We start from the raw sequence: 23,414 nt of genomic DNA on the forward strand, positions 1-23,414 counted from the left end.
TAGAAGAGGAAGTGAAAACATGAGTAACACGGAGAAAATACAGGCTTCGGAAGAAATTATACCGGCAGAAAATTTAGAAAAGATGCAGGCTCTTCTTGAAGAATATGATCCGGAAGCGGGCTACCGGAAATTCGATAAAAAATGGATTAGTGTCCTCGTTTCTGTTATTGCGGTTAGTTTAGCCTTATTTCACTTATACACAGCCTATGCCGGCCCGATTATCACTTTAATGCACCGTTCTCTTCACGTCGCTGTTATCCTTTGCCTTATCTTCCTGCTATATCCCGGATTGAAAAAAAGCTCCCGTAAGAAGCTTTCCCTGTTTGATGCGTTTCTTGCCCTTGTCTCCTTATTTACCGCCGGCTATATTTTTATTTTTTATGCGGACATTGTAAGCCGGGGCGGAATTCCCTCCGCTATGGACGTTACATTTGCGACGATTACATGTATCCTCGTTTTAGAAGCTTCAAGGCGTGTGGCAGGCTGGGAATTAGCTGCCATGGCGGGGATCTTTATCGCTTATGCTTATTTAGGACCCTATCTCCCTGGTGATTTTGGCCATCGCGGCTACACGCTGGGGGATATCTTCAGCTATTTCTACGTAACGACAGAAGGAATTTATGGCGATGCTGTTGCTGTATCGTCAACCTTTATCATTCTGTTCATTCTTTTCGGCGCCTTTCTGTCAAGAACAGGGATGGGTACATTGTTTAATGATTTGTCTCTTGCCATTGCGGGAAGCAGTAAGGGTGGACCCGCTAAAGTTGGTGTTATAGCCAGTGCGGTGCATGGTTCTATCAACGGTTCTGCTGTAGCAAGTGTAGTAACGACCGGATCCTTTACGATCCCATTGATGAAAAGGGTAGGATACAAACCGGAGTTTGCAGGGGCAGTCGAAGCGACAGCCGCTGTAGGGGGACAAATCCTGCCGCCTGTAATGGGAGCGGCCGCCTTTATCATGGCCGAGACGCTTGGCGTTTCATATGCAACGATCGCACTAGCGGCCACCATTCCGGCTCTAATGTATTACTATGGATTGCTTGCCCAGGTTCATTTACGCGCGGATAAAGATAACCTCGAGGGTCTGAGGAAGGACCAGCTTCCTAAAGTAATCGATGTCTTAAAGCAGCGCGGACACCTTTTGATTCCGCTCCTTCTGCTTATCGGCCTTCTTATGGCAGGGTATTCTCCAACACTCACCGGATTTTATACGATTATTGCCACGGTTCTTATCGCTGCTCTGCGTAAAGAAAGCCGGATGGGTTTCCGGGATATCCTTGCAGCGCTGGAGGCGGGGGTACGGGAGACGTTAAGCGTAGCTGTCGCCTGTGCCGCAGTAGGTATCACGGTAGGGGTATTTAGTTTAACAGGATTAGGCTTGAAGTTCGCGAACATTATTCTTGAGTTAGGGCAGGGAAACCTATTCCTCACACTTTTATTAACGATGGTTGCTTCCATTATCCTCGGATTGGGACTGCCTTCGATTCCGTGCTACATTATTACGGCAACAATGGCAGCTCCTGCGCTTTCTAAATTCGGGGTTGACCCGCTTGTGGCGCATCTGTTTGTATTCTATTTCGGTGTTATTGCGAACCTGACACCTCCGGTAGCACTGGCCGCATTTGCCGGGGCGGGCCTCGCCGGATCGGATCCGCAGCGAACGGGCTGGATTTCCACGAAGCTGGCTCTGGCGGGATTTGTCGTTCCGTTTGTCTTTGTTTATAAGCCTGCGATTTTAATTATACATTCAGGCATTACTGATATTGTTACGGCCGTCGCTGTCCTTGTTGTTTCCGTAACAGCGCTGGCGGTCGCTGTAGAGGGGTATGTTTTCACAAAGGTACCGATGGTAAACCGGCTTGTTCTGATGGTGTGTGCCTTCGTCATTATGTTCCCTGGAATTCTGGCGGCAGGAATCGGATTCATCGGAATCCTTGGTGTGTTCGTATGGCAGTATTATAAGAAAAAGCAGCAGGTGAGCGGGCTGCCGTTATCCGCGTAAGAAATGATGAAAAAACCCGGCTGCACACGCAACCGGGTTTTTTTGAAACATCACGATTTAGGGAGGGAAGAGAATCATGCCGGTTAATACGGGCTCCATCCAGTTATATCCTATCCAAATTCGTTCACAGGCTCCGACTGTGGAACACATTCCATCCGCGATCGAGACAGCGGTTGAGCAAATCATCCAGAGCAGCGATCGTTTGCAGAAGCTTAAGCCCGGGGCAAGAATTGCAATTACAGCAGGAAGCCGGGGAATCGCAAACTACGTAGAAATCATGAAAGCTGTTGTCAAGTGCCTTCAAGCAAAAGGATATGAACCGTTTCTCTTCTCAGCAATGGGAAGCCATGGGCGCGGAGAAGCATCCGGCCAGCGGGAAGTTCTTGATAGCCTTGGCATTACAGCGGATGCAGTACATTGTCCGGTTTCCTGTTCAAGTGAATTGGTTGTGCTTGATACACTGAAGGCATTTGACCGTTCAATCCCTGTGTATTGTGCGAAAGAAGCGGTGGAGGCAGATGGGGTTATCGTAATTAATCGCATCAAACCACACACGTCTTTCCGTGGGGATTACGAAAGCGGACTGTTTAAGATGATGGCGGTCGGCATGGGCCGAGCGAAAGGGGCGGACATGTTCCACGGTTTTGGCGCCGGACTGCTTGCTGATATGATTCCTTTGATTGGGCGAAGCATCATACAGCATGCTCCGATTGTTGGCGGCATTGGGATCATTGAGAATGCAAATGAACGGACGGCCATTATTGAAGGAATGGGTTATGAGCAAATACCGGAACGGGAGAAAGAACTGTTGAATCAGGCGAAGCAATTTATGCCCCGCCTTCCTGTTGATACGATGGATATTTGTATTATAGAGGAGATGGGCAAGAATTATAGCGGCACCGGTATGGATACAAACATTATTGGAAGAATGCGGATTGAAGGGATAAAAGAACCGGAAAAGCCGCACATTACGTACCTTGGTGTGCTGCGCCTGTCTGAAGCTTCCCACGGTAATGCCAATGGAATCGGCCTTGCGGATTTAACAACGGAAACCTTAGTGCAATCCGTGGATAAAACAGCAACATACTTAAACTGTATGACTGCCGGCTTTGCCGTTCGTGCGGCCATCCCCATGACGTTTCCGGATGATAGAGCGCTGCTTGAGGGCGCTTTAAAAATGCTGAGATTAAAAGACATAAAGGATTTACGCATGGTTGTGATTAGGAATACCCTTCACATCGACCATGTATGGGTCACAGAGGCGATATACGAGGACATTAAGGCGGAGCAGGGAATTGTCCTCGCAGACGAACCGTTTCCGCTGGCATTTGATAAGGAAGGGAATTGGAGGTGGAACGATGTCCACGGGACCGTTAACAGGAGTTAAGGTAATTGAATTTACACATTGGCTCGCAGCCCCCTATTGCGGAAATATTCTTTCTGATCTTGGTGCCAGCGTGATTAAAGTGGAGTCTATCTCAGGAGATCAGGTAAGAAAGACGGGGAGCTACTATAAAGAAGGAGAAAACTTTCTTTATCTTGCTTACAACCACGGCAAGAGGGGAATTTCTCTGGACTTGAAAAAAGAAGAAGGAAAGAAAATCGCGAGGGAGCTGCTGCAGGGTGCAGATGTTCTGCTGGAAAACTTTCGTCCTGGCGTCATGAATAAGCTTGGTTTAGGATACGAAGACGTCTCCGGCTTAAATCCCAGGCTCATTTACTGCAGCGTTTCTGCCTTTGGGAATACGCCGGAATACGCAAACAGGCCGGGAATGGATCCGATCATACAGGGGATGGGAGCGGCCATGAGCATGACCGCGGCGGATGAGAACTCTCCACCACTGCTTCCCGGAGTGCCCATTGCAGACAATTCTACGGCATTCATGGCGTTTGGAGCCATATGTGCGGCGCTTTATGAACGTGAAAAAAGCGGAAAAGGGCAAAAAATCGAGTTGAATCTAATCGATATGATGGTACTTAATCTATCTACCCGGTTTGGCCAGTATCTCGCTACAGGTGAAAATCCGAAACCAATGGGCAATCAGCATTCCCAGGTTGTGCCTTACCAGGCTTTTCCGACACAGGACGGCTGGATGATGGCCGGGGCACAGGCCGATCATGCGTGGGAACCTTTTTGCAGGGCGATCGGGCAGGAACAACTGCTTTCTATCGAAAAGTACAGCACAAATACAGACCGGGTAATTCACCGTGAAGAATTGAACAGTTTGTTAAATGAAGTATTTAAGAAGAAAACGACGGATGAATGGTGTGAAATTTTTAAAGAACGAAATATTTTACACGGGCCGGTGTGGGGAATTGGTGAATTAGTCAATAGCGATGTCATTCAGGATCATAATATTATTGTTGACACCGAACATAGTAAACTGGGCACCCTGCCAGTTATCGCAGCGCCGGTTCACTATTCCCGGACCAAAGTAAAGGTGCAATCGGCTGCCAATTTACTAGGAGAGCACACGGCTGAGATTCTAACGGAACTGGGTTACAGCGCCGGAGAAATCGAACATTTTGTTTCACAGGGAGTGGTGAATGTCCATGAAAGACTTACTGTTTGAAGCTGACCTTTTCATACTTTAGCGGGGAAGGAAGAAGGGAATGAGCTTAAAGCCAATAAAAAAGAAACGTCTCTTCGAAGAAATCATTGTTGCGATCGAAAAATATATTCGCGAAGAAAAGATCCAGCCGGGGGAACGCCTGCCGTCCGAAAACGAATTAGCAGCCCTGTTCAATGTAAGCAAGACAGCAGTGAGGGAGGCGATGAGTGTGTTAAACGCAAATGGCGTCATTGAAACAAGATCCGGGGCCGGAATTTTTTTGAAGGATACAATCGAGGAAACAGTCAGCCAGCGCCTGGTGACGAGCCTGATCAAGAAGAGCGAGCTCCAGGAAATTCTTGAGTTCCGCAGAGGATTAGAAATCGAGGCGGCGGCTTTAGCTGCGATGCGGGCGACACCGCAGGATATTAAGCGAATCGTGCACAACCACGAAGTATTGATTGAGGCAAATAAGGCAGGAGAGTTTGGGATTAAAGAAGACTATATGTTTCACTATTCGATTATTATAGCTTCACATAACAACGTATACCGGAATGTATTTAAGGCGGTTTCCTATAAAGTAGAGAAAGGGATTCGTGTGAGTAAGATGCAGTCCATTTCTCTTCCGAACCGGTTTGCGCAGGCATACGAGGAGCATGAGGAAATTATCGAAGCGATATCCCTGCGCAATCCGGAGCAGGCATCTGCGGCAATGAGGGCCCATCTTACGAAAAACGAAGAAAAAATCTGGACCTATTTTAAAGAGAATGAACCAACAGAAGAGAATGAAGTCTAAAAATATTAAATTATTGAAATTATGCGTATAATTAACTATAATTTATTTGGATGTGCTGTTGTTTCGATAATTGGTCTGACCATAATAAATTGATAATATTTTTATTGCAGGATGGGAGGAAGGGAGAATGCCACAAAAACGATCCTCTACTTTGATAAAGTATTCGAGGAATTCAAGCAGCTTCTTTTGGAACACAAACCTCCGGGATTCGATTTATGGTATTGGGATGAAATGACCGAACAGGAAAGAACAGAAATGCTTCCGCAATCAGACTACCTGTTAGTCGCTACCCGCAAGGTTGGGAAGGATATTTTATCTCAGGCACATAGAGCGCGGTTTGTGCAAAAGACCGGGATTGGCGTAGATAACATTGATCTTGAAGAAGCAGCGAGGCTGGGGCTGCCGGTTTGCAATACGCCTGGCGGGAACTCCACTGGTGTGGCTGAACTGACCGTACTGCTGATTTTATCCCTGTACCGGAAGCTTCCCTTGCTTAATGAATCGCTGAAAAGCGGCCGTTGGCTAAGCTGGGAGGTGCGCCTCAACTCTTATCAAATGGAAGGAAAAACCCATGGATTTATTGGTTTTGGAAATATTGGCCGGGAAACCGCAAAACGTTCCCGGGCTTTTGGAACAAAAATCGTTTACCACGATAAATTCCGCTTACCAGAGGAGAAGGAAAGAGAGCTGGGAGCTATCTACCTGGAATTAGAGGAACTGCTTGAAACGGCTGATATTGTTAGTATTCATGCCCCTTTATTACCTGAAACGAGAAATCTCATTGGAGAAAAAGAGCTTAAGTTAATGAAGCCGAATGCGATTCTAATTAACGTTTCCCGTGGGGGAATTGTTGAGGAGGCCGCCCTCTGCCATGCGCTTAAGCAGGAGTGGATTGCAGGTGCCGGGATTGACGTATGGCAATCAGAGCCCCCGGATAAGGAGCATCCTTTGCTCACACTTGCTAATGTAGTCGCGACACCCCACATTGGAGCCGGTACGAGAGATACGCTCGATCAAGTCCTGCATATGGCTTTTCAAAATATAAAAAAGGCAGATGAAGGGCAGACACCCGATTATGCAGTAAACGGAGTAGATAAGGTCCGAGCAAATTTTTCGATTACGTAATAATGATAATGAATAAGGAGAGGGTTACATGCGTCTGGCTACCATTAAAAGAAATGGGAAGGAAACAGCAGCTGTTGTAGCACCATTCGGTGTTTTGCCGTTGGAAACGATTAATGAAAAAACAAAGCAGGAATGGTCCACAGATTTATTTGAGCTCATCCAATCGGGCCAATTAAATGAACTGAAAGAGTGGTACCAGAATGGCGGGAAAAACGAGCTTGAATCCCTTTCAGCTGAAGTCCTCCGGGAAGGGGAATGGGAGTATGCGCCTTTGTACCGCCATCCGCGGAAAATCTGGGGCATTGGATTAAACTATGTCGAGCATGCCGCAGATCTGCACGAGAAAGCGCCCAGCACTGAGCCCGCCAGTTTCATGAAACCGGATACAACGATTATCGGTCCTGACGATGCGATTAAAATTCCCCACCAATCCGACCGTACAACGGCGGAAGCGGAACTGGGGATTATCATTGGCAAGGAATGCAAGGACGTATCGGAGGAGGATGCGCAAAGCGTCATTGCCGGGTTTACAACCATTATTGACATGACAGCAGAGGATATTCTTGAAAAGAATCCAAGGTACCTTACCCGCTCCAAAAGCTTTGATACATTCTTCAGCTTTGGGCCGCAGCTCGTAACGCCGGACGAGGTGGAAGAGGTGCTGGATTTGAACGTCTCCACCGTCATCAATGGAAACATACACCGCAAGAATACCGTTTCAAATATGACATTCCGTCCCTGGTATCTTGTGTCTTTCCATTCTAAAGTCATGACGCTGCTGCCAGGCGACATCATCTCGACAGGAACGCCGGGCGCGGTCGTTATCCGCGATGGTGACATTGTAGAATGCCACATTGACGGATTTGAAAAACTCGTGAATCCTGTAGAGGATGTAAAAGTACAAAAATAGAAAAGAGGGAAAACTGATGGATTTGAACTTACAAGGGAAAGTAGCTCTCGTTGTTGCATCAAGCCAGGGATTAGGGAAGGCGATTGCGGCCCAGCTCGTAGAGGAAGGCGCCTCTGTTATGCTGACCAGCCGGGATGAGGAAAAGCTAAAAGCGGTACAGGAAGAGCTTGCTCAGTTAGGAAAAGGAAAGGTAGCCTTCCACCGCGCCGATATTACAAATGTAGAAGACATCCAGGCACTCGTGCAGGCTACCCGTGAGACGTTTGGAAAAATTGATATCCTGATTAACAATGCGGGAGGGCCGCCAGGGGGCACGTTTGAACAATTCTCCGATGAACAGTGGCAGCAAGCGTTTGAATTAAACTTGCTTAGCTATGTTCGGGTCATTCGCGAAGTGCTGCCGGATTTGAAACAGGACGGCGGAAGAATTATCAACGTCGCTTCTTCCTCTATTAAGCAGCCGATCCCGGGGCTCATTCTATCAAATACATTCCGTACAGGAATTGTCGGCCTGACGAAATCACTCGCAGAAGAACTGGGTCCGTATAACATCCTCATCAACACAGTGGCTCCTGGCCGGATCGCTACGGATCGGGTCGCCTTCCTGGATGATTTAAAAGCTAACAAAACAGGAAAGACAAGGGAGCAAATAGAAGAAGAGTCGAAGAAGTCGATTCCGCTTAATCGCTATGGCAGGCCGGAAGAGTTCGCGAAGGTTGTAACCTTCCTTGTGTCCGATGCGAGCACATACATAACAGGAAGCTCTCTCCTGGTAGATGGCGGCATGGTAAAATCAATTTAAGAAATAGACTCAGATATAGGAGAAAATAACAATGGAATCCATTCGTAATATTTATTGTGTAGGAAGAAATTACAGGCTGCATGCGGAAGAACTGGGAAACGCAGTTCCCACCTCGCCGTTTCTATTCTCAAAACCGACCCATGCCCTCGTGGAGGCAAACGGACAGGAAATCGAGCTGCCGGGTGACAGAGGCGAGGTTCACCATGAGCTTGAGGTTGTCGTCCATATTGCCCGGCCGTACAAATCAGGACTGGCGTTGGAAGATATCATTGACGGCTTTGCCCTGGGGATAGATTTTACGCTTCGTGATGTGCAAAGCGAGCTGAAAAAGAAAGGCCACCCGTGGCTCCTGGCCAAAGGGTTTCCGAATTCCGGCATCCTGACGGCATTTCAGCCGTTTCGTGGGCTGGACAGCTTACAAGAAACCGATTTTTCCCTGTTGAAGAATGAGGAAAGAGTGCAGATAGGGAATGTGAAGGATATGCTGTTTGACCTGCAAACGATTATTGAGTTCTCCACGCGCCATTTTGGGTTGGTAAAGGAGATATCATCTACACCGGTACGCCTGCCGGGGTAGGCCCGGTGGCATCGGGAGACCACGTTGCCCTGCTGTGGGGAGACGAACCGCTTGGAGATTTTACCGTAAAATTAGGATAAAGAGAGCAAAAGCCCCTGGTTCCTGGTGAACTGGGGGCTTTCAGAGTGTCGAGAAACTATTTTAAATGTATTTTTATAAGTTTTTTGTGAATTTATATAAAATTGAGCTTAAATCCGTCTAACTAAGACAGGTTTTTATTTGCTTTTTTGCTATTTAACGCCCATGTAAGAACGAAATTTTCTTACATCATCTGTGGTGCTGCACCGCAGCATGATTGGCTAATAGGAATCAATTGTTCAATAACGCTGTTTCAGCAGCCATTTTTTATTTACTCAACTAAAGGGCAGAATAGTTGAACAAGAAATGGCATTTTCCGCTGTGGTGAAATAAAAAAAGATAATTCCCTATTTTCAGACCGCTCATTTACTTTTTTAAAACGTATATGTTTTTCAAACTTTAATCCACTATTGCCGCGGTTTCGTCTTGTTTAAGGTTGAGTAGAATACTTAAAGATGAATAAAAAGGAGGAAAAATGTTGACAAAGAAAATGAAATCAAATTTAGAGTCGCATCACTTGCCAACAAAAAGTACTAAGTTTAACTCCTCAAATAAAATTCCTCGTGGTCCCTTTAACCTATTCGTCCGCTTTATAAGCCCAAACCCAAAGACAACTTTCAATCCAAAAAAGCATTTCCCTAAAATTAGTAAAACAGCATTTGTGAGTCCTTTTTCAAGTGTTATAGGGAATGTAATCATTAAAGAAAATGTTTATATTGCCCCCACTACCAGCATTCGTGCAGATGAAGGAACGCCTTTTTTTATCGGTTCCAATACAAATATTCAAGATGGGGTTATTCGCGAATTTCCTCCTTCTTATCATTTATTATTTGGTAAACATCGCTGTTCGTGTGGTATTGCATGCAATCGGCTACTACAATCTAGCTAATTTAAGAACCACTTAGAGAGTCCTTCATACATTTTTTATGTTATTGTGTATTTTTCATTAGATCCATATTGGAGGAGGTAGCATTAATTACGGAACTAACCGGAATCTATAGTTGAACAAACATGAATTTGCTTAACTTGACGAAGCCTTACTTAACGCAAAGGCTTTTTATTCAATGTACGTTGCCAGCATAAATGAAGCCTATTTTTGTCCCGTTTGTAAGCATTTCTCCATAAAATGAAAGAGATAACCCCATTGTACTTTTACTCGGAGTACGTAAAGAAAAAAGCGAATCAGGTTCGGATTGCTTTCGTTTTCTGCGGGGTGTTTCGGGTACTGCAGGGGTACTTTTGCTTTAGGTTGCCATAAATAAGGGTGAACCAATCATGTTTGCCCTTTTTTTATTTTAATTATTAATTGTAAAAAAATGTCGGATTTTTTAGGGTTTATTAATATGTTTAACGTGGTAGAGGTACGGGTATATAGAATACCCATACGGGTGGAGGCAAAGGGAATGAACGATGAAGAATGTGAGCAAAGAGTACATGCATGGATTTCAGAACACTTTGATTTAACTAAAGTTTCCATCGATAATTATGATGCTGTACCATTTGGAAAAAGGGTTACAGACAGGCATGACGATTATGTAATTGTTGCCTATGATACACAGTGGAATCGAATTGCTTATAAGTTTAAATAATCGTTGCTGTTCTGTTGAGGACAGCAATTTTTTCATTGAAAATTTTTATTGAATTGATGGGAATCGATAGTTCAATAAAAATGGTGTGAAGCTGGACATTCGTATTTTTAAAGCGTTTACAAAACATATTTACTATAGCTATAATAAACAAGAAAGCTTATAAATTTTATGTGTTTTTTTACATACTAGGAGGCAATATAAATGGAACGTGGTAAAGTAAAATGGTTTAATGGTGAAAAAGGCTTCGGATTCATTGAGCGTGAAGGTGGAGAGGATGTATTTGTTCACTTCTCCGCTATTCAAGCCGAGGGGTACAAATCATTAGATGAAGGTCAAGAAGTAGAATTTGAAATCGAAAATGGTCAACGCGGACCACAAGCAAAAAACGTACGTAAATTATAATAAGCGAACCAGTAAACAGACTCTAATTTTAGGGTCTGTTTTTATTTTTGTTGGATTAAACAAAAATTCTATTCAAGATGGATTTACTGCACTACGACGGGAATCGATAATTGGATAACGTTCGATAATATCAGTTATGAAAATAAAAAAAGGAGAGGTGTTAGACAAGCTGGCTAAAGATACAAGCAACGTGCATAAACCGGAGGAATGGAAGCCTACGAAGGCCCCCATTCCTTTAAAGAATAATCGTACGATTACGAAAATCTCAGGATTCTTCATGATTCGTATTATGATTAAGGTAACGATAAAGCAAAGGAGCGGTAAAAAAGATGAATCGTTTATATCAAATTCTTGCTGAAATCGGACATGTTGATTATGTTGAAAAAGTGCAGGATGAACCTGTAATACAATGGCATTTGTTAGATGATGATGTGAGTGGTACGATGTATGACGAACGATTGGTATATGAAACGGTAGAAGGCCATATTGATGAAATCCGCTTTACGGATGAAGTGGACCGTTTGCGATTTGCCGAATAAAAATCGACCTGAAGGATTTTACCTTCCAGGTGAAAAAAGGAGTAGCAGCATGAGCCAACTTGTTGTGATTGAATGTTATAACTGTGGGGCAGAAATTCCGGTTGAACTGGTCAATGAAAAGATGCCCGGTTGTATTCGATGCCCGGAATGTGGTCAAAAAACATGTGGTGAATAAAAGAATGACCTTAAAGGAGAAGGATGGATTATCTTTTTATCATTCGCTGGAACACAAAAAGGTAAGATAATAGAAGATGATTTTTCTTTTATAGGCTATTGATTTATCATAGTCCGGCATGACGTGTGCCGGACTTTTTTTATCCCCTTATCGTGAAAGAATAAAAAAATAACGTAGGGGGCCTTATGCTACAAATTCTACGCCCTTCGCTACACTCTCAAGGAAGAATCTTTACATACCACTTGGGGATTACTCAAGTCAACAATCACGGAGGGTAAACGGCAGAGTCATGTTAACTGTCCGTAGATACCTATCATTCGCGTACTATCCCGAACGGAGCTGGGATGCTGGTTTAATTTTGATATAAATCACTGGTTTTGTTATGTAGGAGCTGGTTCCAAACGTAATAAATGATATTCGTGTAATATTGACGTTAAAGACCTAGAAACATATAATGAAAAACTTCCCAAGGGAAAACGGCCTCGGCCATTAAGTGACTTTCTTCTTGAAGAATACGCCCTACCAAAAGATAGGACAAACACCATAGATGAACATGTTTCTTTTATCGGCATCGAAAAAGCGAGAAAATTTATTGAGGTTTATTTAAGGGGATGGCCCTGAAACTTCATTATTGATATCAAGGAACGTCCAATAAAATCACTACAAACACCCTATTATACCTGAGAGACAATGCCCATCGTTTATTCTTATTTCCTTTTTTGAAACTCAAAATATAGGATTGTATAAAAAGGTACGTTTTGGTAATGTTGTTTCAGTAGTTTTTTTGTTCTGTTTATCAACTATATTAAGTCATGGGAAAAATAATAGGATCCTTCTTCTTTAATAAATATTAATTTATATTAGGCAATCTTCCTTCTCCTCATCTTCTAAAAATTGGTGAAGCTTCTTTATAAGTCTTCTTCTTGCCAAGTAGGTACTTATATCGAGAGCAGATTCTAGTCCGATATTATTTAGAAAATGCAGGAACGCTACCATATGAATACGGCGAAAAACCCTATTGGTGATACCCTGTTCATAAAACCAGGTATTTATCGTATGGTATACCCCTTTATCTATCTCATAACAACAATAGCACCATGTGAAAAAGCTCGTTCGGATAACGTAAGATATACAGTTTTTTTAAAAGAACTTTTTCTATCCTCTTTTATATTGCCATTCCACACATTGGGATTGGTGCTTCCCATACGTGATGTCCTCCTTCAAATTAGCATATTACTAACTTTACAGCTTAAACTTTTTCTTTATTTTCATGATTTTGTCTCCGCTAATTGTAAACGTAGGGTAATTCGTGAAGCCTGTATGTTAATCGAGTACTTTAATATGTATCGGTTTACGTCCCCACTCCAGCGCATCTGATTCTTTTGCGAAGAAAACATCAATTTCTCTTCCATCAATGGCTCCACCAATATCATCGGCAATCGCGGTTCCGTACCCTTCTACGTATACCATGGAGCCTAATGGAATCACCTTTGGATCAACGGCAATAACCTTCTTTTCTGGATGTTTTCTTAAGTTGGTTCCCTTTTTTGTGATCCCAATGCAGCCCTCACAGTAAGCAGTATACGCTGTGCTCAGTACTTTTATCTTCTTACCAGGTTTTGCTTTCTGGGTATCTTTATGTAACACCCTAAATGTATGAGAACCAACAATTCCATCGACATGCAGGTCATAATCTTTTTGATAGTGTTTTACTGCTTTTTTGGTAATGGGGCCATAGTAGCCCGTGGGTGTATCCAGAGGAAAGTATCCTTTGGTGTGTAATTGTTCTTGCAGTTCCTTTACATCTTGGTTTCGTATCCCTTCATGTAACAATTGGTTGCCAAAATGGGCTTCTGCGATCGTAGGGGACAAGAGTGAAACACCTGCCACCATAGAAATAATCGAAGATGCGACTCCTACCTTACCCTTTTTTCTCATAAAACCCCTCCCGTTTCATTCTTTTCAAAAGGATGTCTTACTCGGATAGAGATGAAATAAAACACATCCTAGATAAAAATTAAAACTTTTTTACCGACTCTTCATCCTTATTTTTTCATCTGTAGGATCGGATTACCCACCCGAAACAACATATAAGTTATGGCTGCCGAATTGTTCTTCCTCAGGAGATTTTTTATGCTGTATCGGGTAACTTTGTTGATATAAAGTAGCCGCCTACAAAATGCAGACGGCTGCTTTACATTAAGAGGTCCAGTCGGCATATACATAAAGTATCAATGGGGCGTCTCATTGATACTTCCATGTAGTAGCTTACTTTAAAAATGTGACCAGTTTTTTATCTATCTGTTAAATCTTATGGGGGTTGTTGGACGCAGGACATAAAACAGCAGTGTCTACCGAATCTTTTAATCAACTAGTAAGGATTAATCATCCTTGGTAGTTTACCGTTGTACAAATTGGATGTACAAGAACAAGAAAGAGCCGTAACGCCAGGGGTGACGTTACGGCTCTTTCTTGTTCAATGGGAATTGATTGCATTTTATTTATGAACGTCTGATAAGAACGATTATGGTAACCTAAAAATATAAAGAAGCTGGAATTTGGTCAAATAGGGCTGGATTCTAGCCTTCTTATTATTGAAGAACTGAGGGGAAAATACATTTTACTGGAAAGATAGCTTCCCTTTTCCACGAATGACTGGTTTTACTTGTTTAATGATTTAAATTTCTTTTTCTAAAAAATACTATGAAATCAGTTAGAAACTAGAAAAGGGGACCCTGACTATATAATTTTCAAAGCAATTTACACCTGTAAATCAGTATGATACTATTTTTACGAATATTATGGAATTAATTCCATTATTTAAAGACAATAATTATCTCAAGATTTTTGTGAGAGGTATTTGGGGGAAGGTTATATGCTGAAATTACAGGAGAGTTCACTTGATAAAGCTTTAATCCATATTGAGAAATTTGGAGACACAGATATATTCCCAGTGCCTTTTGAATTTCAGGCTATTCGTCAATTTTGGGAAACTGATATCAGACCTTTTATAAGAGAAATAAACATGTTGGAGTGGGAACTTAGGTCTTTTCGTAGAATGCTGACACCCAAACATAAATATGGATTTAGGATTTCAACTCAATTAGATCCAATTGACTCAATCATTTTTACTGCTTTAGTCTATGAAGTAGGAGCTGATTTGGAAAGAGCAAGAATGGACATGACTAAGAATATATCCTTTTCAAGTAGATTTGCCCCTGATGATAGCAGTGGACGATTGTATGATCCTGATTATAATTGGAAAGCTTTTCAGGATTATTGTGAGCATTTGGCAAATAGTGAGGAGTATGAATATGTCCTTGTCGCTGATATTGCAGACTTTTTCCCTCGAATTTATTCCCATCCATTGGAACAAGCTTTGGCAAGTGCTACAACGAAAGTGAGTCATGTTAAGTCCATTAGAAGGTGTTTAGGCCAACTAAACGGCAGTGTTTCGTATGGGATCCCAGTTGGTCAGTCTGGAGCTCGCCTTTTAGCTGAGCTAGTGCTTGATGATGTTGATAGAGGTCTCTATGCGGAGGGAATAAAGCATTGTAGATTCGTTGATGATTTTAGAATTTTTTGCAAAAGTGAAAGGGAAGCATTACAAGCTTTAACCATATTAGCAAATTTACTGTTCGAAAATCATGGATTAACTCTTCAACAGCATAAAACCAGAGTATTAAAAATGAATGATTTCAGGACGGTAGTCCTAAATACTGAAGATAAAAGAGAGTTTGAGAGCTTGCAAGAACAATTTCATGACATTATTGAAACACTTGGACTTTCTAACCCTTATGAGGAAATTGAATACTCTGATTTAGATGAAGAAACGCAGGCAGAAATTGATAGGATGAACTTAGAGGAAATCTTACAGCAGCATATTGAGGATTCTAATGAATCCAATGATATTGATATTACCCTGGTCCGTTTCATACTTAAGAGACTTACGCAAATTGGAAACCCGGTTAGTGTAGATTTACTAATTGAAAATATAGACAAGTTATATCCCGTATTTAAAGATGTGATGAAATATTTTCAGAGTGTAAATGCTAATACTCAAACAAAACATAGGATTGGTGAGCAACTTTTAGAACTTCTTAATGATTCACTTATTGGTCACTTGGATTACAATAAAATGTGGATACTTAATACATTTACCCAGGATAACCAATGGAATAATGAGGAAAAATTTGCTGTGTTATTTAACGAACCCTATGATGAATATTCACAAAGAAAGCTAATCTTAGCTTTAGGTAGATCTCGTCAAGCCTTTTGGTTTCGAAGTAAGAGAAGGTCTATATCACAAATGAATCCATGGATGAGAAGAGCTTTTCTAGCTGCAGCAAGTTGTTTACCTGGAGACCAGGCTGAACACTGGTACAGATCTCTACCAGGACTTGATTCCTTAGACAAAGTAGTTACAAAGTGGGCATTGCAAAACAGGTTTTAATATTAATGGATAAAATTTGATTAATAGGTTATATCTAGTTAATTACACATAAAAATTATTATATATTATAGGGAAACGTACAAAATTAGTATATAATTTATCTAATCTTTCCGATAATGGAATATTACCACCAATTCTAGACGGTATAGCTGACATTATACGGAACTTAGGAAATACTGCGGCTCATCCTGAAGATACTGAGTTCTCAAATGAAATGGTATCGTCAATGATGGAGTTTACACAGACGCTCTAGATTATGTTTATAATATACCTAAAAATTTGGCAAAGGTTCAGGAAACAATTCGAATAAAAACAGATACTACTGCTGTAATTAGTGCTAATGAATAAATTGCTGGGCTATAAGTTATTACTTTTATAAACGATATAAATAACTGGTTGTTATTTGCGCCCCTCTCCGGAGTGGCTTTTTTGTTTATAAAAATACAGGTAAGAAAACAAATGTATTTTTGTTACCGTTTTTTATTTGTTCATACTATCAGTTATCTTCAGTTTTAAGAGTATCAAATAGTAATAATTTACTCGTTTCAGCTTGCTTAGTTGGTGGTATAGGACAATGTACAGGGAATTTGAAATGTGTGAAAAAAAGACTATTTAAGGGGATAGAAGGAATGACCAACAAACAGGCTGTGTCTTACACCATCCTCGCTTTGAATAAATTAGGTTACGATTTAGGAGACATTAGGAAAATACGTAGAGAAATGGAAAATCAAATTGATTTATACAGTGAAAATGAAGCGGAGTGGAAAGCGGTTCATTTGATAAGTGAATTGATTGAAAACCACTTAAAAGATATTAAATTGGAACCTCGAAACTGGAAAGAATTTATCGAAAGAGACACCGTCATTTAGGTGTCTTTTTTTATATTTCGTACTACTCTTGTTTACCTTCTTTCCTTTTCTCCTTTAAACCTAACCAAACTAAAATCGTAATGCCTGCCCAAGCACCTCCAACCATTACATATAATATTGTATCAATCAAATTTTCCAAGGGCTAAATTCACTTCCTTAATCTAAGACGTAAAAACTTTCCTTTAGTATGTCCAGTTATAATGGTTGTATATTCTATACAAAGTCAATGTCCGATAACATATTTGAGAGTACAAGGACAAGTAAAAAACCACCTATTTAATAGGTGGCTATCTCATAAGCATATGTGAATTTGTTATTACTTCCGCAATGAGAACATTTGGAAGTTACCTCGTACTTATTTTCCGAAGCAAGAGTAAACCTTGCAAAGGCTAAGTTGTCATTCGTTCGAATTAGTTTGTGCATATCCTCATCAATGTCGTTATCACGATTGCCTGTCCAGTCGAATTTTTCCCCACAGTTGATGCAAGTGTTAGTGCCAAATATCTGCATTCGAAGTCCCTTTCTGTCCGTTAGCGGACAAGAAACAGGTCTGTTTCGCTATCGAAAGAATAGGTAGCCCTAATTAAGCAGATATCTACTATTAAGTTAGAGAAAGAGAGTGTCTCTCTTCTTTACTTTGGAACGTTATTTTATTATAACACGATAAATCCCTTTTCATAGCAAGCCAGCAATCAATTATCAGAAAAAATGTAATTATCAAACGTTATATATTTTATACAAAATGAATGTCCGATAACATATCTGTCCGTAAAAGTACACTTTTATGAACGGTTCACCTCTCCCTATAAATTGCTAGATTTTAACGTTTGTAAACATGTAAAATTAATTTATGAACGTTCTTGGTTTTCTATATACTTTTGCGAACGTTTTTGGCTATAATAAAGATAAAGAAGCGACAAATAGAGGGAGAAGTGCATGGAAAGCAGAAAATTCGGATACATACGGGTAAGCAGCAAGGATCAAAATGAAGGCAGGCAACTGGAAGCGATGAAAGAAGCGGGGATTCATGAACGGGATTTTTTCATCGACAAACAGAGTGGAAAGGATTTTCAAAGGGAACAGTATCAACTTCTGAAACGAATGATGCGTCCAGGTGATATCTTGTATATCCATTCACTCGATCGCTTTGGAAGGAATAAAGAGGAAATCCTGCAGGAGTGGAACGATATCACGAAAAGCATAAAGGCAGATATTGTTGTTTTGGATATGCCGCTGCTTGATACGACCCAGTTTAAAGACAGTTTAGGGACATTTATTGCGGACCTGGTACTGCAGATTCTTTCTTGGATGGCGCAGGAAGAGAGGGAACGGATTCGCAAAAGGCAGCGTGAGGGTATCGATGTAGCTTTGGATAACGGAGTGAAATTTGGTAGGCCCAACGCAAAACTAACAAAGGAATTTATAGAAGCCTATGCCCAGTGGAAAGCTGGAGAGATAACGGCAGTGGCTGCCATGCAGCAAGCTGGCGTGAAAAAGACCACGTTCTATAAACTTGTGAAGGAATACGAAAAAGAAAAAGCAGCCGGTCAATCATGATGGGCTGCTTTGTTGTCTCTGATAACTTAGGTTGTAGAAAAGCGATATAGGATAGGTAATAAAGGTGCGGTTTTATTGAACTATTGGGCAGAATAGTTTAACAAATTAATACATGTAAAGAGGGTACTTGGAAGCCGTATTTTACCGTTGTCTATAAAATGTACCAATAAGCTCTACCCTATTGGTACTGTATAAAATTATCGATGGTTTTAAAGAACCAATAGGAATTATCAGCCTGATATTTCCTACAAACAGGACAAAGATACATTTTATTATAATTGGGATAAGTGTTTATACATCAATAATACTCCCTGCATATATTGTGTAAGCAAATAAAAAGGGGGTGATGATTTATGGTCAGTGCAGTACAACTTGTACCGGGTCAGACCCGTAGGTTTACACGTGGTACTCCAACAGGGAGCCGCATCAGAATTAACCTCGCACGTGGCGAAGCTTTGGTGATTAACAGGGGCCCAAACAATACAATTTTCGTTAAGTGTGGACGAGTCCGAGTTAATTCAACTCGTATTGTTAACCTCCGTGTAGGTCAGACTGTGGTTGTGCATTGTAGGTAATATTTATCGCACGAATATCCGTCCCCACATTTCCTCACTCACCCACCTTTTCACAGCATAAAAAAGGCACCCGTAAGGGTGCCTCACTTATTAGGAAAGGAGAGGCTCTACATTCCGAAATCCTCAGATGCACGGTTAATCAAAAAATGGACAAATTACCTCTCGATTAAAGGACATACACAAAATAGAAAAAAAGAACATAAAGTAGAAAATCACGTTTTATTCAAACGTTTCCCTTCTTGGTATTACGTCGGGTGTTATATGAAAGGATGAACCATAGATTCATCCTCTTTTTTATTTTGTAAACGAGTTACTTCACTAACGGGAATCGTTAGCACAATACGGCTGTTACGGCAGTCGTTTTTTATTTGTTCAACTATCGGGCAGGTTTCTTGAATAATGTGGAGAAGCAAATAAAAGTAGGTAATTCCTAGTTTTTATCTATCTTAGCAAGTTCATCTCGGTTTGCCATTAAAGGAGTTTGCTCCATCCATGATTAATCAGATAAAGAGCCTTGTGATTCTCATTCTTTTCACAAAGCTCTTTAATATTTAGTAAGGAGTAGGAATTGGTGGGCATGAAACTTGGTCAATATATCTTGGATCAAACCCATAGAACGTCCAGAAACGCCCGTTCCATCTATAACCTGTAACTGCGCCATACTGTACGCTTGTAGGATAAAACCAAAAACTCCTCCCATTTTTGAGCCATACATAAGTGTATCGATACATACAGTCAACGATATAGGAATTATAGGGTTTTTGTGGAATGTAGTGAGGGGGCGGAGAAGTAGGAGGTCCATATTGTTGTCTCATATGATTTCACTCCTTTTCAATGTGGTCTGTAACATTGTATGAAGGAATGAATTAGACGGATAAGGCGGATAAGGCGGATAAATTAGTAGCAGGAATTTTATCTCATCTCAGAAATATTAGTAAAGGCTAACTAACTTCGTACCAAGTATGGCAACGGTCAGTCTTGATGATACAAACCCCGTACCGTCCCATATTAAAAGATTTTCGACATACCCTAGTGTATCCGAATTAGAAGTACCAATAATACGTTGCAAGGCAAGTAAATCGTAACTCATTCTTTTTTCGTTTGTTACAATAGGAAATAATGCACTTAGAGCAAGGACCTCGCCCTTGATTGGTTGTTTTAGTTTACCATTCTCAGAGTAATACTGTGAAACATAATCATAGCCTTTGTAACTAATATCGATGGTGAAAAGCACGTCAAGTGGAGCATTTGCTACACTCACTTTATAAAAGTCCTGATAATTCACAATGAATTTATACTCTTTATTGTATCTTTCAACATCAAACATTTGGCGCAGAATGTTATTCTTGAAGGAATAGATATAAAATATACCATATCCACCGCTTCCTCCCGAATCAATACTTACTAAAATGTCTTGTACGTTATCCTTAGAAAAATCTCCAAGGAATAGCCTAGCATTGTATCCCGCATTATTTTGGAGGTTTACCGTCGTACTTTGGTTAGAATGTCCATCTTGAATAACAAGTGTAATGTTATCTGCAAAGATTCCTGTTCCTTCGGGTTTATTTCCGTATAAATACACGTTATCTATGATTCCGTCCCCATTTACGTCCCCTCGCTTCATATCAAGCAAGGCAATGCTTCTCGAATGAGCGTTGTTTTGATTCATATGCCCATGAGTTTGTCTATACAAATGAAACATCCCCTGTCTGTAATTAAAAATCTGTGTATACATTATGTAGGTCAATAACTATACGATTGTGTTAATGCCTATGAAGAACATGAAGATTCCTCAGTGAATATCGTTGTTTATTCCACTAACGGGAGGAGAGTGAAATAAGGAGCAATAAAGAAGAAGGTTAAATAAGCCCTATTTTCTTTAGTCCATAATAAATACCATCATCATCAATGTGTTTGGTTGTAAATTTGGCATAAGGCTTAACGGCATCATGTGCATTTCTCATCGCTATTCCCATTCCAACAAAAGATAACATTTCTCTATCATTTAAAGCATCACCAAATGCGACAGCCTCATCAGGGGAAATATCCAGATAGTTTAACATCGCTTCAATGCCCTTGGCTTTTGACCCCCCATGTGAAGTAATTTCAGATGAAAGTGGATGCCAACGGATAAAATGTAAATCTGAAAACTGTTCTTCGTACATTTTTTCTCTATCCTGTGGACAATAGAGCAAAAATTGATAGATAGGAATCTCCACTGAAGTAGGTTGAAGGTACATAGGATAGTCCAGCCTTAACCAATTCACAAATGTTTCGTGAACATGAGGATGTTCAATATGACTAACATACACACCTTCGCTTCCAAGATAAACGATTGGGTCATCATTTTGTGAAGCAAATTCAATTAATTGTTTCACTGTTGATGTTGGCAGTGGTTGGTTATAAATGATTTCGCCTTTATAGACGGCATAAGAACCAGTTAGACTTACAAAAGAATCAATTTCAAGTTCCTTAGAAATGTGACTCAATTGAGACGGTCCTCTTCCAGATGCAATCACGACTTCAATATTTGACTCTTTTAACTTTTTGATGGATTCTTTTGTACTCATTGGAATTCTTCCTTCTTTATTGACCAATGTTCCGTCAATATCAAAAAATACGATTTTATATGTATCTTTTATAGTTGTGAACAAGGATAATCCCTCCTATTTTTAAGGATAATTTTTTAATATTATAAACTTAAATGTAATTTACCTGTTATTTATTTATTACGCTCCCATGTAAGAACGAAGTTTTCTTGCATCATCTGTGGTGCCGCCCCTGCGGCATGGCTGGCTAACGGGAATCGTTAGTTGGACAAACATGGATTTAACTATTTACGTATGATAATCTCAATTATAGAAACCATGTCGGGATATAGATATGCTTTTTATTGTTTAACCTATTTCCATAAATTGAAAGCTTCACAAAAAGCATTACCTAATAAAAAAACGAGGTGTTACTAATGCTGCACTGTGCATGGTGCATGAAAAAAATTGGAGAAGACAAACCCTGTTTTGGATTAAGTGTTAAATTTGCCAAAGGTGTAGATTTCAATGAAAAAGACGGAAAAATTATCTCACTCTATTTAGCATCAAGAAAAACGAGCGTACCATTAATTGTTGTAGGTAATGACTCTGAAGCGAAGAAAAGTGGACAAGATGGAATATTTGCCATTTGTAGCGAGAAATGTGGAGAAAAGATGAGAAGTGCAGTAGCTAAGGAGTTAGAGTTATTCTCGGGAACTCCAGACTTCCTGGCCCTTAAATGATGAACCTGCGAAACTCGCGGGTTTTTATTACGTTAAATTGGTTATATATGCAACATGCTGCGCTAACGGGCAGTTTTGTTGAACAAGTTGTAAATTTAACATTTTAAAGTAAGAGCATTTCTTTGTAATGAGAAATGCTCTTTATTTTTGTCAAAATTAAAAGAATATAATAACAACAATAATAATATAATTAAAAACGATATGAGTTTATTGTAAAACGATAAATTATGTGTTAAATTCATTTTATCATTAAATCGTGAGGTGCTTTTTATGAAACAAGTTACGACACTCTTTTTAAAGCTAGCTGTTATTTTTATAGGAATCCCAGTTCTTGTATTGTGCATATTTTTGGTGCCTAAGATCGGGAATTTTGCTGGAGAATTGTATCCAGATATTGCTTATATGAAATCTCTCGTTTTAATCGATATGTACGCGGCAGCAATACCTTTTTACTTTGCTCTGTATCAAGCTTTTAAACTTTTAAGCTATATTGATAAGAACCAAGCGTTCTCGGAATTATCGGTAAAGGCTTTAAAGAATATAAAATACTGTGCCATCACGATCAGTACCTTGTACCTGCTAGGTATGCCGCTCTACTATCTCATGGCGGAAAGAGTTGACCCTCCAGGTATCATACCAATCGGATTGGTCATTATTTTCGCCTCTATGGTGATCGCCGTTTTTGCTGCTGTTCTCCAAAGACTTTTACAAGAAGCTATTAATATAAAATCAGAAAATGATTTGACGGTCTGAGGTGGAGGATATGGCAATTATTATTAATATTGATGTGATGTTAGCAAAACGAAAAATGAGCGTAACAGAGCTTTCGGAGAGGGTTGGAATTACTATGGCGAATCTTTCCATTCTGAAAAATGGAAAAGCAAAAGCGGTTCGTTTTTCAACATTAGAAGCGATATGTAAGACTTTGGATTGTCAGCCAGGCGATATTTTGGAGTACAAAAGCGATGAAGACACTCAATAAAAACAGACAACAAATTTATTTAACTAACGGGAATCGCTAGTGAACGAAGGGATTGAACCGATCCATCGCTTTCGCTACATTAACGAGCAGGATAAATGAATCACATTTTTTACCAATATTTAATGCGTCTGTCGAGTTTTCGGACAGATTATTCTAATAT

23 protein-coding genes and 1 pseudogene are annotated in these 23,414 nt (G+C 40.5%); 20 read left to right on the forward strand and 4 right to left on the reverse strand.

All coding sequences use genetic code 11. The annotated features are described in order from the left end of the window. Positions 1 to 19 precede the first annotated feature (19 nt). The 13 genes and pseudogenes from MBEAL2_RS11710 (at position 20) to MBEAL2_RS33605 (ending at position 11,547) form a co-directional block, all read left to right on the forward strand. Positions 20 to 2,002 carry a TRAP transporter permease gene (locus tag MBEAL2_RS11710; protein ID WP_047152481.1) on the forward strand — a complete coding sequence of 661 codons (1,983 nt, stop codon included), beginning with the start codon at positions 20 to 22 and terminating at the stop codon, positions 2,000 to 2,002. 76 nt (positions 2,003 to 2,078) lie between these two features. After that, the gene (locus MBEAL2_RS11715; protein ID WP_052947677.1) at positions 2,079 to 3,389 is read left to right on the forward strand and encodes a nickel pincer cofactor-dependent isomerase, group 22; all 1,311 of its coding nucleotides are present in this window, start codon (positions 2,079 to 2,081) and stop codon (positions 3,387 to 3,389) included. Beyond that, the gene (locus tag MBEAL2_RS11720) at positions 3,361 to 4,575 is read left to right on the forward strand and encodes a CaiB/BaiF CoA transferase family protein (RefSeq protein WP_047152482.1); all 1,215 of its coding nucleotides are present in this window, start codon (positions 3,361 to 3,363) and stop codon (positions 4,573 to 4,575) included. Before MBEAL2_RS11715 ends, MBEAL2_RS11720 begins: the two co-directional genes overlap by 29 nt. Positions 4,576 to 4,615: 40 nt before the next feature. Then, entirely contained in the window at positions 4,616 to 5,350 is a 735-nt protein-coding gene (locus tag MBEAL2_RS11725) for a FadR/GntR family transcriptional regulator (protein ID WP_047152483.1), read from the forward strand. A 111-nt stretch (positions 5,351 to 5,461) separates the two neighbouring features. After that, positions 5,462 to 6,475, forward strand: coding sequence for a 2-hydroxyacid dehydrogenase (locus tag MBEAL2_RS11730; RefSeq protein ID WP_047152484.1), 1,014 nt, complete (start codon positions 5,462 to 5,464; stop codon positions 6,473 to 6,475). A 28-nt stretch (positions 6,476 to 6,503) separates the two neighbouring features. Then, positions 6,504 to 7,385 carry a fumarylacetoacetate hydrolase family protein gene (locus tag MBEAL2_RS11735; RefSeq protein ID WP_047152485.1) on the forward strand — a complete coding sequence of 294 codons (882 nt, stop codon included), beginning with the start codon at positions 6,504 to 6,506 and terminating at the stop codon, positions 7,383 to 7,385. 16 nt (positions 7,386 to 7,401) lie between these two features. Next, positions 7,402 to 8,187 (forward strand): SDR family oxidoreductase, encoded by a 786-nt coding sequence (locus MBEAL2_RS11740; RefSeq protein ID WP_047152486.1) that lies wholly within the window; start codon positions 7,402 to 7,404, stop codon positions 8,185 to 8,187. Between the two features lie 31 nt (positions 8,188 to 8,218). Then, positions 8,219 to 8,844 (forward strand): annotated as a pseudogene (locus MBEAL2_RS11745) (fumarylacetoacetate hydrolase family protein). 473 nt (positions 8,845 to 9,317) lie between these two features. Next, positions 9,318 to 9,731 carry an LbetaH domain-containing protein gene (locus MBEAL2_RS11750; protein ID WP_236692782.1) on the forward strand — a complete coding sequence of 138 codons (414 nt, stop codon included), beginning with the start codon at positions 9,318 to 9,320 and terminating at the stop codon, positions 9,729 to 9,731. A gap of 514 nt (positions 9,732 to 10,245) precedes the next feature. After that, positions 10,246 to 10,431 (forward strand): hypothetical protein, encoded by a 186-nt coding sequence (locus MBEAL2_RS11755; protein ID WP_047152487.1) that lies wholly within the window; start codon positions 10,246 to 10,248, stop codon positions 10,429 to 10,431. Between the two features lie 201 nt (positions 10,432 to 10,632). Beyond that, the gene (locus tag MBEAL2_RS11760; RefSeq protein ID WP_047152488.1) at positions 10,633 to 10,833 is read left to right on the forward strand and encodes a cold-shock protein; all 201 of its coding nucleotides are present in this window, start codon (positions 10,633 to 10,635) and stop codon (positions 10,831 to 10,833) included. Positions 10,834 to 11,162: 329 nt separating this feature from the next. Beyond that, complete coding sequence (locus MBEAL2_RS11770) at positions 11,163 to 11,372, forward strand: hypothetical protein (protein ID WP_047152490.1); 210 nt, start codon at positions 11,163 to 11,165, stop codon at positions 11,370 to 11,372. A 49-nt stretch (positions 11,373 to 11,421) separates the two neighbouring features. After that, positions 11,422 to 11,547, forward strand: a complete 126-nt coding sequence (locus MBEAL2_RS33605) for a hypothetical protein (protein WP_269082470.1) — start codon at positions 11,422 to 11,424, stop codon at positions 11,545 to 11,547. A 1,073-nt stretch (positions 11,548 to 12,620) separates the two neighbouring features. Here the strand turns inward: MBEAL2_RS33605 and MBEAL2_RS33610 are convergent. Together MBEAL2_RS33610 and MBEAL2_RS11775 are read right to left on the reverse strand one after the other, a co-directional pair. After that, on the reverse strand, positions 12,621 to 12,752 hold the full coding sequence (locus MBEAL2_RS33610) for a hypothetical protein (protein ID WP_269082471.1): 132 nt from the start codon (positions 12,750 to 12,752) through the stop codon (positions 12,621 to 12,623). A gap of 118 nt (positions 12,753 to 12,870) precedes the next feature. Then, positions 12,871 to 13,485 carry a 3D domain-containing protein gene (locus MBEAL2_RS11775; protein ID WP_047152491.1) on the reverse strand — a complete coding sequence of 205 codons (615 nt, stop codon included), beginning with the start codon at positions 13,483 to 13,485 and terminating at the stop codon, positions 12,871 to 12,873. Positions 13,486 to 14,422: 937 nt separating this feature from the next. Between MBEAL2_RS11775 and MBEAL2_RS11780 the strand changes: the two genes are divergently transcribed. From MBEAL2_RS11780 to MBEAL2_RS11795, 4 genes are all read left to right on the forward strand, one after another. Further along, positions 14,423 to 16,000: an RNA-directed DNA polymerase gene (locus MBEAL2_RS11780; RefSeq protein WP_047152492.1), complete on the forward strand. Its 1,578-nt coding sequence runs from the start codon at positions 14,423 to 14,425 to the stop codon at positions 15,998 to 16,000. A gap of 67 nt (positions 16,001 to 16,067) precedes the next feature. Further along, positions 16,068 to 16,253 carry a DUF4145 domain-containing protein gene (locus MBEAL2_RS33975; protein ID WP_369405498.1) on the forward strand — a complete coding sequence of 62 codons (186 nt, stop codon included), beginning with the start codon at positions 16,068 to 16,070 and terminating at the stop codon, positions 16,251 to 16,253. A 376-nt stretch (positions 16,254 to 16,629) separates the two neighbouring features. Continuing rightward, complete coding sequence (locus MBEAL2_RS11785) at positions 16,630 to 16,869, forward strand: hypothetical protein (protein ID WP_047152493.1); 240 nt, start codon at positions 16,630 to 16,632, stop codon at positions 16,867 to 16,869. 936 nt (positions 16,870 to 17,805) lie between these two features. Then, positions 17,806 to 18,426: a recombinase family protein gene (locus MBEAL2_RS11795; protein WP_047152495.1), complete on the forward strand. Its 621-nt coding sequence runs from the start codon at positions 17,806 to 17,808 to the stop codon at positions 18,424 to 18,426. A gap of 1,506 nt (positions 18,427 to 19,932) precedes the next feature. On the opposite strand, the gene MBEAL2_RS11805 is transcribed toward MBEAL2_RS11795, so the two are convergent. After that, entirely contained in the window at positions 19,933 to 20,694 is a 762-nt protein-coding gene (locus tag MBEAL2_RS11805) for a YybI family spore inner coat protein (RefSeq protein WP_500778846.1), read from the reverse strand. 166 nt (positions 20,695 to 20,860) lie between these two features. Then, entirely contained in the window at positions 20,861 to 21,655 is a 795-nt protein-coding gene (locus MBEAL2_RS11810) for a Cof-type HAD-IIB family hydrolase (protein ID WP_236692784.1), read from the reverse strand. A gap of 311 nt (positions 21,656 to 21,966) precedes the next feature. Here MBEAL2_RS11810 and MBEAL2_RS11815 point away from each other — a divergent pair, with 311 nt between their 5' ends. The 3 genes from MBEAL2_RS11815 to MBEAL2_RS11825 all read left to right on the forward strand — a co-directional run bounded on the left by MBEAL2_RS11815 (position 21,967) and on the right by MBEAL2_RS11825 (position 23,254). Continuing rightward, positions 21,967 to 22,272 (forward strand): hypothetical protein, encoded by a 306-nt coding sequence (locus MBEAL2_RS11815; protein WP_047152497.1) that lies wholly within the window; start codon positions 21,967 to 21,969, stop codon positions 22,270 to 22,272. Between the two features lie 270 nt (positions 22,273 to 22,542). Further along, the gene (locus MBEAL2_RS11820; RefSeq protein ID WP_047152498.1) at positions 22,543 to 23,025 is read left to right on the forward strand and encodes a DUF2975 domain-containing protein; all 483 of its coding nucleotides are present in this window, start codon (positions 22,543 to 22,545) and stop codon (positions 23,023 to 23,025) included. A 10-nt stretch (positions 23,026 to 23,035) separates the two neighbouring features. Continuing rightward, positions 23,036 to 23,254, forward strand: coding sequence for a helix-turn-helix domain-containing protein (locus MBEAL2_RS11825; RefSeq protein ID WP_004434885.1), 219 nt, complete (start codon positions 23,036 to 23,038; stop codon positions 23,252 to 23,254). Positions 23,255 to 23,414 lie beyond the last annotated feature (160 nt).

Source organism: Aneurinibacillus tyrosinisolvens (genome assembly GCF_001015055.1).
Taxonomy (GTDB): domain Bacteria; phylum Bacillota; class Bacilli; order Aneurinibacillales; family Aneurinibacillaceae; genus Aneurinibacillus_A; species Aneurinibacillus_A tyrosinisolvens.

Coding starts and splice junctions, on each gene's coding strand:
- MBEAL2_RS11710 (WP_047152481.1), top strand. CDS start 20: ATGAGTAACACGGAGAAAATACAGGCTTCGGAAGAAATTATACCGGCA.
- MBEAL2_RS11715 (WP_052947677.1), top strand. CDS start 2,079: ATGCCGGTTAATACGGGCTCCATCCAGTTATATCCTATCCAAATTCGT.
- MBEAL2_RS11720 (WP_047152482.1), top strand. CDS start 3,361: ATGTCCACGGGACCGTTAACAGGAGTTAAGGTAATTGAATTTACACAT.
- MBEAL2_RS11725 (WP_047152483.1), top strand. CDS start 4,616: ATGAGCTTAAAGCCAATAAAAAAGAAACGTCTCTTCGAAGAAATCATT.
- MBEAL2_RS11730 (WP_047152484.1), top strand. CDS start 5,462: ATGGGAGGAAGGGAGAATGCCACAAAAACGATCCTCTACTTTGATAAA.
- MBEAL2_RS11735 (WP_047152485.1), top strand. CDS start 6,504: ATGCGTCTGGCTACCATTAAAAGAAATGGGAAGGAAACAGCAGCTGTT.
- MBEAL2_RS11740 (WP_047152486.1), top strand. CDS start 7,402: ATGGATTTGAACTTACAAGGGAAAGTAGCTCTCGTTGTTGCATCAAGC.
- MBEAL2_RS11750 (WP_236692782.1), top strand. CDS start 9,318: ATGTTGACAAAGAAAATGAAATCAAATTTAGAGTCGCATCACTTGCCA.
- MBEAL2_RS11755 (WP_047152487.1), top strand. CDS start 10,246: ATGAACGATGAAGAATGTGAGCAAAGAGTACATGCATGGATTTCAGAA.
- MBEAL2_RS11760 (WP_047152488.1), top strand. CDS start 10,633: ATGGAACGTGGTAAAGTAAAATGGTTTAATGGTGAAAAAGGCTTCGGA.
- MBEAL2_RS11770 (WP_047152490.1), top strand. CDS start 11,163: ATGAATCGTTTATATCAAATTCTTGCTGAAATCGGACATGTTGATTAT.
- MBEAL2_RS33605 (WP_269082470.1), top strand. CDS start 11,422: ATGAGCCAACTTGTTGTGATTGAATGTTATAACTGTGGGGCAGAAATT.
- MBEAL2_RS33610 (WP_269082471.1), bottom strand. CDS start 12,752: ATGGGAAGCACCAATCCCAATGTGTGGAATGGCAATATAAAAGAGGAT.
- MBEAL2_RS11775 (WP_047152491.1), bottom strand. CDS start 13,485: ATGAGAAAAAAGGGTAAGGTAGGAGTCGCATCTTCGATTATTTCTATG.
- MBEAL2_RS11780 (WP_047152492.1), top strand. CDS start 14,423: ATGCTGAAATTACAGGAGAGTTCACTTGATAAAGCTTTAATCCATATT.
- MBEAL2_RS11785 (WP_047152493.1), top strand. CDS start 16,630: ATGACCAACAAACAGGCTGTGTCTTACACCATCCTCGCTTTGAATAAA.
- MBEAL2_RS11795 (WP_047152495.1), top strand. CDS start 17,806: ATGGAAAGCAGAAAATTCGGATACATACGGGTAAGCAGCAAGGATCAA.
- MBEAL2_RS11815 (WP_047152497.1), top strand. CDS start 21,967: ATGCTGCACTGTGCATGGTGCATGAAAAAAATTGGAGAAGACAAACCC.
- MBEAL2_RS11820 (WP_047152498.1), top strand. CDS start 22,543: ATGAAACAAGTTACGACACTCTTTTTAAAGCTAGCTGTTATTTTTATA.
- MBEAL2_RS11825 (WP_004434885.1), top strand. CDS start 23,036: ATGGCAATTATTATTAATATTGATGTGATGTTAGCAAAACGAAAAATG.